This is a genomic window from Neorhodopirellula pilleata (assembly GCF_007859915.1).
Lineage (GTDB): Bacteria > Planctomycetota > Planctomycetia > Pirellulales > Pirellulaceae > Rhodopirellula > Rhodopirellula pilleata.
Window position 1 is genome coordinate 177,882 of the sequence record NZ_SJPM01000008.1, and the last position, 14,371, is coordinate 192,252.

At 54.7% G+C, this 14,371-nt stretch carries 8 protein-coding genes; 5 read left to right on the forward strand and 3 right to left on the reverse strand.

The features are described 5' to 3' along the window. Positions 1-258 precede the first annotated feature (258 nt). The 5 genes from Pla100_RS18625 (at position 259) to Pla100_RS18645 (ending at position 9,196) form a co-directional block, all read left to right on the forward strand. A complete protein-coding gene (locus Pla100_RS18625) occupies positions 259-2,262 on the forward strand; it encodes a VWA domain-containing protein (protein WP_315853487.1) in 2,004 nt (667 codons plus the stop codon). Positions 2,263-2,312: 50 nt separating this feature from the next. Continuing rightward, positions 2,313-2,777 carry a putative molybdenum carrier protein gene (locus Pla100_RS18630; RefSeq protein ID WP_231603206.1) on the forward strand — a complete coding sequence of 155 codons (465 nt, stop codon included), beginning with the start codon at positions 2,313-2,315 and terminating at the stop codon, positions 2,775-2,777. 10 nt (positions 2,778-2,787) lie between these two features. Then, positions 2,788-4,179 carry a sulfatase gene (locus tag Pla100_RS18635; RefSeq protein WP_146579196.1) on the forward strand — a complete coding sequence of 464 codons (1,392 nt, stop codon included), beginning with the start codon at positions 2,788-2,790 and terminating at the stop codon, positions 4,177-4,179. Between the two features lie 155 nt (positions 4,180-4,334). Beyond that, a complete protein-coding gene (gene amt, locus Pla100_RS18640) occupies positions 4,335-8,168 on the forward strand; it encodes an ammonium transporter (RefSeq protein ID WP_146579197.1) in 3,834 nt (1,277 codons plus the stop codon). Continuing rightward, a complete protein-coding gene (locus tag Pla100_RS18645) occupies positions 8,165-9,196 on the forward strand; it encodes an HD-GYP domain-containing protein (RefSeq protein WP_197168063.1) in 1,032 nt (343 codons plus the stop codon). Before amt ends, Pla100_RS18645 begins: the two co-directional genes overlap by 4 nt. 156 nt (positions 9,197-9,352) lie before the next feature. On the opposite strand, the gene Pla100_RS18650 is transcribed toward Pla100_RS18645, so the two are convergent. From Pla100_RS18650 to Pla100_RS18660, 3 genes are all read right to left on the reverse strand, one after another. Further along, on the reverse strand, positions 9,353-10,735 hold the full coding sequence (locus Pla100_RS18650) for a sulfatase-like hydrolase/transferase (RefSeq protein WP_390620628.1): 1,383 nt from the start codon (positions 10,733-10,735) through the stop codon (positions 9,353-9,355). 228 nt (positions 10,736-10,963) lie between these two features. Beyond that, on the reverse strand, positions 10,964-11,953 hold the full coding sequence (locus Pla100_RS18655; RefSeq protein ID WP_146579198.1) for a gas vesicle protein GvpG: 990 nt from the start codon (positions 11,951-11,953) through the stop codon (positions 10,964-10,966). Further along, positions 11,950-14,364 carry a glutamine amidotransferase gene (locus tag Pla100_RS18660; RefSeq protein ID WP_231603208.1) on the reverse strand — a complete coding sequence of 805 codons (2,415 nt, stop codon included), beginning with the start codon at positions 14,362-14,364 and terminating at the stop codon, positions 11,950-11,952. The genes Pla100_RS18655 and Pla100_RS18660 overlap by 4 nt, the downstream gene beginning before the upstream one ends. Positions 14,365-14,371 lie beyond the last annotated feature (7 nt).

Consider the following 14,371-nt stretch of genomic DNA (forward strand, 5'->3'; position numbering starts at 1 on the left):
AACGTCGCAATCCCGGTCGGACTTTGGAAATGTGAGCCTGACGAGTTCTCAACGCCCACAAAATTGTTGAGTGATTCCCAGCCCGTTGGCAGATTCAGATATAATGAAGAGTCCAAATCGTCGCACAAAACGTTCTCCATATGAACCCATTGACGACCCGATGGCCGATTTTGTTTCGCCCATTCGCCGTTTAGCCCCGATTGTTCCCGACTGTCATCGACCATGAGCACCGCAGCGAACGACCCGATCGACCACGAAATGACCAACAAAGCGAACGAAAACACCGGCGAAACGCTTCAGGAAGCCCCCGAATCGTTGTGGGATTCCGATGAAACGGTCGCGATGATCGGCAGCCTCCAGGTACATTTAATTATTTTTCTGGCCTTGGCTCTTTTCCAACTCCACGGACCGATCGACGAAGAAGCAGTCGTGATCGTATCGAATCCGCCCGAATACGAAGAAACCTTCGAGATGGTCGAGCAGATCGTCGTCAGTGAAACACCTCAAACTCAAGTTGGTGCGGACGCGCTGGCCGAACTGGATATGGCTGAAGCCTCGGCGGAAGTATTCGCCGAAGTCGCCGACATTCCCAATCCGATCGATCTGACACCGACGGATTTGGGACAGATCATGGTCAATAAGATCTTCTCCCAACCGGTCGCTCCGCAAAAACGACTCGAAAATAAAAAGGGCAGCGTTGGCCAAGGCATCGCCGGTGCCGCAGGCGCCGTCGACCAGATTACGATGGAGATCATGCAGGCGGCCGAAGAACGCCCGACGCTCGTCGTGTGGTTGTTCGACCAGAGCGGTTCGTTGACCCGTCAAAGGGACGATATCCGTGATCGCTTTGATCGCATCTACAACGAACTGGGAATCCTCAATGGGGCCGACAAGGAAAACGAAACCGTTGAGCAAGATCAACGCGTGCTCACCTCAATCATCGGGTTCGGCGAAAAGGTCAACCTCTACACCGAGGAACCAACCGCCGACCTGAAAACCATCAAGTCGATCGTCAATAAAATCCCCGTCGATAACAGTGGCGTCGAGCGTGTCTTTACGGCGATCGAGTCCGCCGCCAAACAATACAAAAACCTTCGACGCGATGTCGGGCCGCTCGGTCCAAAACGTAATGTTCTGTTTGTCGTCGTGACCGACGAACGCGGCGACGATGTTGCCAACGTCGAATCTTCCATCGATTCTTGTCGAAAGCTAGGAATCCCAGTCTACGTGATCGGGGTGCCCGCTCCGTTCGGTCGCGAACACACGCTCGTAAAATACGTCGACCCAGATCCGAAATACGACCAATCGCCCCAATGGGCTCAAGTCGACCAGGGGCCGGAAACGTTTCTTCCTGAACGTATCAAACTTAGCTTTACGGGTAACTTCGAAGAAGAGCCGGTCATCGACAGCGGCTTCGGCCCGTACGGTTTGACACGATTGTGTTACGAAACCGGCGGCATCTACTTCACCGTTCACCCGTCTCGCAATGTCTCGAGAGAAGTTCGCAGAAACGAAATCGAAGCATTCACGTCGGACATGCGATTCTTTTTTGACCCTTCTGCGATGGTTCGCTATCGACCGGATTATCTGTCCCAACAGGACTACGTCAAAGCGGTTAAACGCAGTCCGATGCGGTCGGCCCTGATTCAAGCGGCCAGCATTTCCAACGTCTCGGGAATCCAACGTCCACAAACTCGTTTCGTCAAAACGAGCGAAGCACAACTCGCCGGAGACCTTACCAAGGCTCAACAGGACGCCGCCCCGCTCGAACCGATGTTGATCCAAATGGCTGCGACGTTGGAACAAGGTTTGGCAGCGCGGGAAAAAGAAGACAGTCCGCGATGGCTGGCGGGTTTCGACCTAGCCTACGGTCGTGTGCTTGCCCAAAAGGTTCGCACGGAGACCTACAACGCTGTACTCGCCGAAGCCAAACGTGGGATGCCCTTCAAAGAAAAGAAAAGTAATACTTGGGTGCTTGAACCGAGCGACGAAATCACCGTTGGTAGTAAATGGCAACGAGAAGCCGATAAGGCTCGCGAGTTCCTCGACGGAGTCGTCCAGCAGCACCCCGGAACACCTTGGGCGTTGCTTGCCAAACGTGAACTCGAGGTCCCCATCGGATGGAAATGGACCGAAACATTTACCGATTTGAATCCACCTCAAAACGGTAACGGTGGTGGGAACAATAACAACAATGTTCCTAAAGACGATCAAAAGAGAATGCTCGACCGCGCGCCCAAACGCCCCATCCCGAAGCTTTAAGCGTTGGGTTGATGGATCTTCAGCGACCTCTTTTCGAAATGGCATCGCCGATGGAACGATTTGTTCCTGCCCAAATCATCTCGGGTGGTCAAACCGGCGTCGACCAGGGTGCCCTCGATGCCGCGATCGCGTTGGGGATGAACCATGGGGGATGGTGCCCCGCAGGTCGGATGTCCGAGGTTGGTCCGATTCCCGATCGGTATACGCTCCAAGAACACGCGTCGGCACATTATCCCGATCGCACCGAACAGAACGTGATCGATTCCGATGCGACTTTGATTCTATACCGAGATACGCTGTCCGGGGGCACCGCGTTAACTCAACGACTGTGTCGACGTAACGGCAAACCGTTTCTCAGCGTATGCATCGACCACCCGACTAACGCACGCGAACAAGTCGTCAGTTGGTTGGGTCTAGTCCGCCCACAAGTTCTCAACGTTGCCGGGCCGCGTGAAAGCAACGCCGTGGGCATTCATGAACAAACCCGGGCCTTTTTAACCGCCATTTTTGGGTAGTGGATCTAGTATGAATCGTGTCGTCCTATCGGTTTTATTAGTCACCCTGGCAACGCTTAACACTTATGGAACCTCGATCGATGCGAAGAATATCGATCGCGTTGTGATGATCGTCGCCGATGATCTTCGTTGTGATGTACTGGGCTGTTACGGTGATCCGATCACACGAAGCCCCAACTTGGATCGATTCGCGCGACAATCAGTCGTTTTCGATCATGCCTATTGCCAGGCAACCTGGTGCGCGCCGTCGCGAACCTCGATGATGCGCAGCCGGTACATTGACAAAGCCGGACCGACGCTTGGTGAAGTCTTACAAGCGTCCGGTATTCGCACGACCCGCGTCGGTAAAATTTTTCATATGCGAGTTCCCGGTGATATTATCGCGGGAACCAACGGCCAGGATGTCGCCGAGTGCTGGACGGAGCGATACAACTCGCCGGGACAGGAAGCCCACAGTCCAGGTCACTACGCCTGTTTGAACCAAAACATCTTCACCGGGGATCTGGCTGACCGGGAAACCACTCAAACCAAACATCGTGCTTACGTTAGCGTGGAACTGGACAACGACGGACGCAATCAGCCTGATTATCGTTCGGCGTCCAAAGCAATCGAGTGGCTGGCCGAACACCGTGATGAACCGGGTTTTTTGGCCGTCGGCCTGGTGCGACCGCACTATCCGATGGTCGCTCCAAGGGAAATGTTTGACCACTATCCAATGCAGCAAATGTCGTTGCCGTTGGTACCAACGGGTGACCTTGATGACATCCCGTCCCCCGGTCGTTCTCCTAGTAATTCTGCGGCGAACGGTTTGGCAAACTATCCGGACAACCAACGCCGGATGTGGGCCGCGTATCGCGCCAGCGTGGAGTTCATGGACGAACAAGTCGGCCGGATTCTTGATTCACTCGACGACCTCGGGATGGCTGAGCGAACCATGGTCGTCTTCACGAGTGACCACGGATACCACTTGGGCGAGCACACATTTTGGCAAAAGAGCAATCTACACGAAGACGTCGCAAGAGTCCCGTTAATCGTGCGGGTTCCCGATGGGAAACCAACACGAACCAAGTCCATCGCTGAACTGGTGGATATCATGCCAACGGTTTGCGAGGCGTTGAGCGTGCCGATCCCCGACACGGTCGAGGGCACAAGCTTGTTTCCGATTCTGGCTGATCCCAGCACACAGACCAAACAATCGGCGCTAATCATTGATGGCAAAGGAAATCGCAAACATTTTTGCTTGAGGTCGGAAGACTGGGCCTATTTTCGATATCACGACGGATCGCAAGAGCTATACGACATGCGGATTGATCCTGAACAGTTTGATAATCTTGCAGGCGACTCGGATGTCGCCGACGTCCTGGATCTCCTGGAATCCACTCTCAAAACCAAGCGTCCATAAGAACGCTCTGCGTGAATTCACCGAGCCACTCCAGCGGGTGCCTAGCTGTCAAAATCCGCAACGATGTCGATTTATGTCGTCATTCTGAGCATTTTTAGGCCGTCGATGACGGTTTTCACCGGAATGCCACAGAAACGGTGCAAAGATAAAACGGTTTGGCAACCGTTCATGATTCGCCTCGTTCGGTGAATGGTGTGGGTTGTCCGCACGATTATCACGGGTGGGCGATGGGCGACGTATCACGAATCGATCTTTTATGGGTGCTTTTGTGCGCCGGACAAGTGCTTTTCATGCAAGCGGGATTCTGCTTGCTTGAATCTGGACTCACTCGGGCCAAAAACAGCATCAACGTCGCGGCGAAGAATATTGCTGACTTTTGCATCGCGAGTCTTTGCTTTTGGCTTTGCGGCTTCGGGCTCATGTTTGGTCCGACTTACCATGGTTGGTTCGGCTCGACGCCGATGATGGCGACCGGATCGATGGACGGGCAGTTGCTCTCTTTCTTTCTATTTCAACTCGTGTTTTGTGGTACGGCCACCACGATCGTGGCGGGTGCTGCGGCAGAACGACTGAAGTTTCGCGGGTATCTCATCGTTTGCGTGCTGATGAGCGGCTGGATCTACCCGATCAGCGGACACTGGGTTTGGGGCGGTGCGGTCAGCCATTCTCAACCCGGATGGTTGGAAAATCTGGGCTTTGTGGATTTTGCCGGAAGCACGGTCGTCCACGGCGTCGGCGCGTGGGTGTCGCTTGCGGTGATCATGCTAATCGGTCCACGCTTGGGTCGATTCAGTCCACGACGCCAAACGATCCGCGCCAGCAGTTTGCCGAGCGCAGTGCTGGGTGTGATTGTATTGTGGTTCGGTTGGTTGGGATTCAATGGCGGTAGTACCTTGTCACTCAACGAAACCGTACCACTGATCTTGGTCAATACGTGCATGTCGGCAGCGGCCGGCGGTTCGATCTGTCTGGCACTCGCGGTCGTGGCCCGCAAGCAACTCGATATAGGACCCGCGATCAACGGCATTGTTTCGGGGTTGGTAGCGATCACCGCGTGCTGCCACGTCGTGATACCCGGCCAAGCGATCGTCATCGGCGCGTTCGCCGGTTTAGTATGCATTGCCGCAACCAAATTACTCGCTCGCGCTCGACTCGACGACGTCGTCGGCGCGATCGCCGCCCACGGTTTCGCGGGAATCTGGGGCACGATCTGTGTGGCGATTTTTGGCGATCCTGAAATGTTGCCTTGGGGACACGATCGTTACCACCAATTCGGAATCCAGTCCCTTGGAGTTCTTACCGTTTTTGCTTGGTCGTTCGGCGTCAGTTTGGCTCTTTTGTCGATCGTCAATCAATTCTCTCGACTACGCGTTTCTCACAAAGACGAATACCGTGGTTTGAATCTAACCGAACACGACGCGAGCACCGAGTTGATTGATTTGCTTGGTGGAATGGACCGCCATCATCGCTCGGGAACGTTCACGGGAAAGGTTGCGGAGGAACCGTTTACCGAGGTCGGACAGATTGCGGCGATGTACAACCGAGTCATCGCTCGTGTTGAAAGCGAGATGGAATCACGCTTGATCGCTGAAAAGCGTTACCGACAAATCTATGAAGACTGCGTCGAAGGAATCTACCAAACCAATCTCGACGGCACATTCTTAAATGCCAACGATGCGATGGTTCGATTGCTCGGCTACGAGCATCTGCAGTCGCTTCGGAACTGCGACGCCGCAACGGCCATTGCGCACTACGTCGATCCGACGCGCCGGGATCAATTCGTTGAGAGGATCTTGATCGAGAATGTCCTCAGTGATTTCCGCTCGAAGATCCAAACGTGCGAAGGCGACCAGCGGTGGATCAGCGAGAACGCGCGGATCGTACGGAACGAGCACGGGCAGCCTGCCTACATCGAAGGAATGGCGATCGACATCACGCAACGTATGACTGCGGATCAATTGCAACTCGAAAAGGAACAGGCCGAATCCGCCAACGAAGCCAAAAGTCAATTCTTGGCGAGTATGAGCCATGAGATACGAACCCCACTCAATGGGATCATCTCGATGCTTGGATTCTTGCAAGACATCTCGGAAATGAATGACCAAGCGGCCACTCGCAAACGCCAACAGTTTCTGCGGTTCGCCAAACAGTCCGCTGATAGTCTGCTCGAACTGATCAACGATGTGCTCGACTTCTCCAAAATCGAAGCCGGTAAAATCGAATTGGAGCGAGTGCCAGTGAACCTGCGCGATATCGTCGATGAAGCCATCGAATTACTCTTTCATGTCGGACGCCAAAAAGGACTACGGTTGGCCGCCGAGGTCGCCTCCGACGTTCCCAGTTTGATCATCGGAGACGCCGTTCGAATACGCCAGATTTTGGTGAACCTGGTTTCCAATGCAGTGAAGTTCACGTCCAAAGGCGAGGTCCGCATCGTTGTCGATGAGATCAACTCGGACATCCAAACAAACCATTCGACGGGCCAGGACGAGAACCGCTACCTGCGATTCCGTGTGATCGACAACGGAATCGGACTGCAAGAAGATCGTCGCGAAGCGATCTTTGAATCGTTCCAGCAGGCCGATGCCAGTACTACCCGCCAGCACGGCGGCACTGGACTCGGTCTGGCAATTTGTCGCCAGTTGGTTGAGGCGATGGAAGGTGAAATCGGTGTCGATAGCACGTTCGGGTTAGGGTCCACTTTTTGGTTTTGTATCCCTTCCCACGAGGCGTCCGAAGCTGATGGCGATTCCCGTAGTGATCTCATCATTGGTTCGCAATCAGCGTCAAGCCGATCGCCCGCGACTAGTCCGGCAATGACTTTGTTGAGTGACCTGAGTGTCTTGATGCTGGCGACGCGTCATGCCGAAAGCGAATCGTTGTTTGGCCATCTACAAACTTGGAACACGTCTATCCGGTGGATTGACAATGATCAGCCCGACTCGATTCTCGAAAACGAACAGCGGCAATTCAAGGTGTTGATCGTCGAGCAGCCTTGTTTGGAAAGCTATCACGCATCGCCATGGCTTCACAAGATCCACCACCGATTCTTGGTCGGTGAGCATCCCGACTCGATTCATTTTTCAGGCGTGATTGATGAACCGATCCGCGCATCAAGGTTGCTCGACCAGATCGTTTCGCAACTGTGTCTAAACTCTGAACCCGAACATGAAGTCGGTCCTAAAGCGTTCAACGACTCACAAGAGAACGACGGCCCGGAATCTCGCTTCGGCGCCGATCGCAAGATATTGATTGTCGACGACAATGAAATCAATCGCATCGTGGCGAGCGAGATGGTGCGTTCGATCGGGTTCGAACCGGTGTGCGTCGGTAGCGGTTCTGAAGCAATCGCCATAATGCGCCGTGATGCCATTGATGCCATTTTGATGGACTGCGAAATGCCGGAAATGGATGGTTTGGAAGCCACGCGTATCCTGCGAGATCAACATCGGTGCAATGAGTTGCAATTACCGGCTGACCGAGACCTGCACATCATCGCCCTGACCGCCCAAGCGGTTTCACAAGACCGAAGAAAATGCTTGGTATCTGGGATGGACGAGTACCTGACTAAACCAATCTCGCGGGATGCGTTTCGACGAGTTCTTTGGAAGCGACTCGGACCTGGCGAAACAATTCAATCTCCGGTCGGTCCGCCGATCGAGTTCTCGGTACTGGTCGATCGATGTGGCGGAAGCCGCGACGCCGCTCGAGAAGTCCTCGAGTTGTTCTCTCGCGAAGTCGCTCAACAAATCGATTTGATCAAGACAGCGGTGGCCAACGACGATCACGATAACCTGCGACGAACGGCCCATCGAATGAAGGGGATGGCCGCCAACGTTTCCGCAATGAGCGTCGCCGACGCATCTCAGCAAATCGAACAGATCGCGGGGACGGAAGTCGCCGCAATCGACGATCGAAAAATCAAACAACTGGAATCGTCCATCAATACAACGATTGATTGGATTGAACAGAACTTGGAGTCGCTATGATCCCTGAGATAAAGGTTCTTATCGTCGATGACGACAACATCACCAGGATGATGCTCCGACATTTACTGACCGGTGCAGGTTACCGGATCGACGAAGCATCCGACGGAGTCGAGGCGCTTCAGATGATTGCCGAACGTCGTTACCAAGTCGTGATCAGCGATTGGAACATGCCTGAAATGACGGGTGTCGAGCTATGTCGTCGAATCCGACACTACGACCAATCCGGGTACATCTATACAATCCTGTTGACATCCAATAATCAAGACGAAGACCGAATCGAGGGAATGCGAGCGGGGGCCGATGACTTTGTCGGAAAACCCTTCAACGAGCGTGAACTGCTTCAGCGAGTCGCCGCAGGGCAGCGAGTGTTGCAGCTCGAAACGAAAGAAGCGTTGATCTTTGCATTGGCGAAACTCGCTGAAAGCCGAGACTTCGAAACCGGCAATCACCTCGAACGGGTCCGCCGGTATGCACGGTTACTCGCATCAGAGTATCTAGCCCATCCGGATACATCGGAAGTCGATGAGGAGTTCGCCGAACTCGTCTTTCAAACCAGTCCACTTCATGACATCGGCAAAGTTGGAATTCCTGATTCGATCCTGTTGCATCCGGGCAAGCTAACCGCAGAGCAGTTCGACATCATGAAGACGCACACCACGATCGGCGCGGACTGCCTGGCCGGAGCGATCGAACGCTCCCCCCAAGCGAAGTTTTTGCAGATGGCTTACAAGATCGCCCTCTGCCATCATGAGAAGTACGACGGGAGCGGGTATCCCAATGGCCTCTCAGGCGAGGAGATCCCGATCGAAGCAAGGATCGTGGCGATCGCGGATGTCTATGACGCATTGCGAACGAAACGAGTTTATAAGCCAGCCTTCTCGCACGAGAAAACGCTCGAGATTATCGTTCAAGATTCAGGCACTCACTTTGATCCTCATCTCGTCGCTTTGTTTCAAAATGTCCACCGCCAGTTCGAAGCCATCGCGGACCGATTCGAGATCAAAGTTGACGTCGATGATCAACAATAAGTTTCAATGGGACGCACATAAATTTAGCACTCGTTCCCAGGCTCCCGCCTGGGAACGCACTGCCTCGGAGGCTCTGCCTCCCGATCTCGAGATACCGCACCTACTCCTCAGCCGAGAGCCTGACGTGCATCAGGTTGGCAGGCCCAAGCCGCTCGATCAGGAAGATTGATTCGGCCTCAGTTTGCTCAGGTCCAGCGAATCGTTCATTTCTAACTGTAAACGCACCAGTCGTTCAAATAGCTCGGTCACCAGGGACTTGTTTTTCGGCAAATCGGCAATGTCGACAAGTTCATTCGGATCACTTACAAGATCATAGAGCCGCATCACGCCGGCCTGTGGGTAAACGATTAACTTGTGTCGATCGGTTCGAATGCTGCGCTGTTTGTCGAGGTAACACCCGTAGATCTCGGGGTAGGGACTCGGTTCGCCCGCGAGCATCGGCAAGACGCTATTGAATTCCACATGTTCTGGCTGCGGAATGCCGGCAATCGCCAGCGCCGTCGGCATCGCGTCTTGCAAGTAAATCGGTTCATCGACGCGTTTACCCGCCTCTGCACCTGGGCCGACGATGAGGAAGGGAACTCGCACGCTGTGATCGTACATGTTTTGTTTTCCCATCAATCCGTGATGCCCGACGGCGAGTCCATGATCGGCGGTGAAGATGATCCAGGTGTTATCGGCCTTGCCGGTGGCCTGGATTTCATCGAGAATCCGACCGATCATCGCGTCCATGTGAGTCAAAATGGCATAGTACTCCTGCCGATGGACACGAACCGCGTACTCGGTTCGGGGAAACGGGGCGAGTTTTTCGTCACGTAATCCAGGTCCGCATCCGATTTCATCGGCATACGGATAAGTCGGCAAATAGCTTTCGGGAACGCGGATCTGATCGGGATCGTATTTGGCAAGGTACTCCGCCGGGGACTGGCGAGGATCATGAGTCGCGTTGAACGCCAAATACATAAAAAACGGATCGTCCTGCTCAGACGCGTCTTTTAAAAAATCGATCGAGTGGTTTGCGACGACCTCACTCCAATGCGTACCACCTTCCCAAAACCCGCCGAACTTAGGATCCGAAGGCGACCAAGGATCGACCTGCCCCTCGATAGGTCGGTTGTAACCCACTTTGACATCCTTGGGCATTCCCGGCCGGACGTCTCGGACGACGTCGAACGAGGATTCCGCGTTGGCACGGCAGTGCCATTTGCCGGTCATGTACGTGCGATAGCCGGCGGACTTCATGATCTCGCCCCACCAACGACCGGCCTTCCGTTCATTCTCGGATTGCGCGTAAATTCGATTAGCGTTCCAAACGAATCTTCCCGAGTTGAGCATCGTGCGGCTGGCGACACACACCGCGCCGCTCCACGAACCCATGTTGTAGGCGTGTGTGAACGTCGTGCCACGACGGGCGAGTTCGTCCAGGTGAGGTGTGATGACTTCGTCGTTGCCGAGTTCGGCGATCGTGTCAAAGCACTGATCGTCGGCAAAGATGAAAACAATATTCGGCTTTGACGGATTCCTCTCGGCAGCCCTCATGTTTGAAAAACTGGATGCGGTCAAATCGAAAGCGATCATGAGCAAGCAACCGAGTAAGATCGGGTTGCAAGGTTGATTGATCGCGTGGCGAACGGCGAGTGGACGAATGGAGGCCAAGGTGCGTTTCCTGTTCAAAAGAGGCGAGCAGTCTGGGACAACTTACTGTTAGGGTAGTGGATCTAAAAGAGTTTGTGGCTGTTAACATTCACCATGCCACGATGGCGGAATTTACCCTTGGGGCACACGTTGGGGCGAGCTGGTCGGCTCGTGAACCGAACGATACAGCTTCGCTATCTTCAGCAAAATTTGCTCAAGTTGCCGTTCGTATTCCGCTTCGTCCAAGTCTGCCTTTTGTTGCCGCAATTCTTCCAGATGACTCTCTAACTTCGCTCGTTCTGCCAATTGCTCTTCGGACCACTTTAGGCCGTCTAGCAGAGAGATCGAGATCCTGCGAGCCGAGCGTCCGTCGAGCTTCATGGGGTCAGTGGTCGACTCGTCGATCTTCAAAATCGGAGTGCCGAGCCCATCGCCGTTGTCGTCAATCAAGGCATGTTCGGTCGCCAAACGATCTTCGCGTTGATAGGACTGTTTCGTCTGAGACGCGGCGGCCAAGACAGATTCAAAAACCGAGATCGCGTCGTCGTGATCGAGGTCGCTCTTGGGATCCGCGATCGCTTTGGCAAAGAATTCCGCAAATCGGGTCGTGTTGACCTCGTTGCCGCTCTGAGTTGCCGTGACAATCGTGCGTCCTTTTTTGGATAGCGCATTGATGAACGGGGCGCTGGCCGAACTCGTGTTGATCAGCACGATCGGTCGCTCGATAGGTTCAAGCCAATCGTTGAGTTCGTCGGCGGAGACGTCTGGTCCGGTGAGGTTGAACTTGGCGACTCCACGCGTGAACGTCCCGTGACCGATCAGGACAATCCACAGCGGACGCTCGCCGTCTCGCTTGACCGAAACCATCACCTCTTGCAAACGATCCCGGATGGTTTTTTTGTCATCTTGCAAGTCGGACGCGCCGATTGTCTGCGAAACCATATCAGCCGTCTGGGCGACGTCTTCGAGTTGGGTCGCCACTTGCGAGAATTGTTTTTCGAACGAATCGGTTCCGCCTGCGCCGACGACGATGACCATCTGAGTTTCGGCATCATTCGGAGCCGACCGAGCGACTCCGCAAAGCAAGATCCCGGTCAGCGACAAAATGCTCAGACGAATCATGCTAGTCCCTTCCATCGACGTAGTCCCCATTCTCCACACAAACAGACGATCGCCGCTAGCATCCACCAGGGAGTGTGCCACAGCGGTTCGAATACCGTTTGCATCACCGGCACCTTGCGGTTGGGAAGATCATTGACGAACGAAGCGAGCCGATCGATCGTGATCACTTCACCGCCGGTCTGCGACGCAAGTTGATCGAGAAACGCGGTATTCGTCGCGATGTGACGTAGCTCATTTCCCGACGCGTGTGAGACCCAACCCGCCGTCGTTGTGTCGACGTGACTGCCGTCGGCCGCTTTGACATCGACGACGAACTCCGTTCCTTTTTCGTCTTCACCTCGCACGGCGAGCTCATAGACGCCTAGGGTTTGGGCATCAGGTTTCGCCAACATCACAAGATCGTCGGCGTCGGGTTGTGGTATACGGACTTCAACGATCGCGTTCTCGAGCGGCAGGAATGCCTCGTCTCGGACTTGAATACGCAGCGTCGCCATCGAATCCACGTCCGGGTGGGGAACGATTTCGGTTTCGACACGTCGCGGTGATTGACTAACGAGGTAACGAACGATCTGTCGCCACGCCTGCGACGGGTCGCTATCAACGTCCGCTTCGGATCGCATCGTCCATCGCCATAGATCACCGATCAACACGGCGGCGGTCAGGCCCTTGCCGAACCGCTGTGCGACGATCGCCGGTGCAACGCCTTGGGAGTCACCTTCGACGTGTGCGAGCGCGACGGCCCCGGGTTTGATTTGTTCGACGCGGTTGACGGTTTGAAAGGACGGCATTTTGGCGATTCGTTCGTCTTCGGCCACTTCGGTCTGACGCAACCGCACCCATGGTTCCAACAATCCTTCTCGGGTTAATCGCAGCCGGACCGGAGAGGCGAAACTTGCGTTTTGACGTCGGGCCGCATAAACCGGCGACAAGTCCCCCAGTGGGGTCTCGGCGAAAGGTTGTGAATCAAACGATTCCTGGCCACCGAGCATCAACAAGCCGCCTCCACGGGTGCTGACGAATTGACGCAGTAGCCGCATCTGATCGAGCGAGAAAAAGTTGGCCTCCACGTCGTCCAGAATGACCGCATGGTAGGCGAATAGTTCTTCGGCGGTTTTCGGGAATCCCGCACTGAGTTCCTCGGATTCTTTCACGCCCATGCGGATCAATACGGGCTCGTCGTACTGCTCGCGGGTTTCCTCTTCGTTATCGCCGAGTCCCGCGAACAACGGATTGCTGCCGTTGACACCTTTGGCTCGGAAGCTGAATTTGGGTTCTTTGTCAGCGATTCGCAGCAAGCCCACCAACTGCACTTCGGGATCGGCCGAGAGTGCCCGACGCAGGAACTTGAATTCCCAGTTCGGCCGTCCGGCGACATACAACACGCGAAACGGTCCAACACCCCGGTCAACCGAAACGACATAACGGTTGTTTATCAATGTTGCTTCGTGGAGCGAAGGATTGTCGGTCACGTTCCGCACCGCATCGGCATCATCGGTGTGATAGGCCACGACCGAATAAAACTGCAAACCGGCTGATTCGGGTCGAAACTGAAATCGAACCTCGTGCAGATAATCGTCGCCGTCGACGGTGATATCGATCTCCTCGACCGACTCACCGTCAGAATTCAATAACGCTGCGGTGAGTGATTCGCCTTTCATCCCGATCGCACGCAGCTTTCCGATGACCGTGACAGGCGCGGTCGCGAAGTTAGTCGTGGTGACACTCACGTCCGTGATCGCCGCGTCCGGTGTGACGCCACCATCGTCCAACAAGACCGGATAAATCGGAACGCCATACTCGGTCCAATCTTGGGCTTGGCGATCGACGGCGGACGTATCGTTGCCATCGGTTAGTAATAGGATTCCGCCGACAGGACGCCCGTCGAGTCGCTCGCGAATCGTCCCCAACGAACCCGCGATCGCTGATTGATTTCGTTGAAACGATAAGTCGGTTGCCGATCGGATCCGGCTGAGTTGCGAATCAAACCGGTAGGGACGCACGTCAAAGGTCTGTTCCAAGGTCGTCCGCCAATCCAATTCTGGATCGAGCAGCGATTGAACCGTCTCGCCTCGAGAGGGTTTCGGATTGCCCACCACCGCATCGCCAAAGCTCGCGTCGCCGGTATGCAGGTTCATGCTACGACTGTCATCGACCAAGATCGGAAACAGGTTCGCCATCGGACTGGCACGGTCAATCCGGCGCATCGGCTTGAGGGCGCACAGCAGCATCAATCCGATCGCGATAATTTTCAACGTCACCGCGAGAACCTTCAGCCCCGTCGGTAAACGAATCTTTCGGTAGGAAAGAATCACCAAGATCGAAAGCACGACCGCCGCCAAACAAGCAGGCGCGAGCCACTGAGAGTTTTCCCAGTAGATGGAATCGATCGTCGTTGAAATGTATTCGAACAAGAGAAGA

Excerpts from the sequence above, each read along its gene's own strand:
- Pla100_RS18625 (WP_315853487.1), top strand. The coding sequence starts at position 259 with ATGACCAACAAAGCGAACGAAAACACCGGCGAAACGCTTCAGGAAGCC.
- Pla100_RS18630 (WP_231603206.1), top strand. The coding sequence starts at position 2,313 with ATGGAACGATTTGTTCCTGCCCAAATCATCTCGGGTGGTCAAACCGGC.
- Pla100_RS18635 (WP_146579196.1), top strand. The coding sequence starts at position 2,788 with ATGAATCGTGTCGTCCTATCGGTTTTATTAGTCACCCTGGCAACGCTT.
- Pla100_RS18645 (WP_197168063.1), top strand. The coding sequence starts at position 8,165 with ATGATCCCTGAGATAAAGGTTCTTATCGTCGATGACGACAACATCACC.
- Pla100_RS18650 (WP_390620628.1), bottom strand. The coding sequence starts at position 10,735 with ATGAGGGCTGCCGAGAGGAATCCGTCAAAGCCGAATATTGTTTTCATC.
- Pla100_RS18655 (WP_146579198.1), bottom strand. The coding sequence starts at position 11,953 with ATGATTCGTCTGAGCATTTTGTCGCTGACCGGGATCTTGCTTTGCGGA.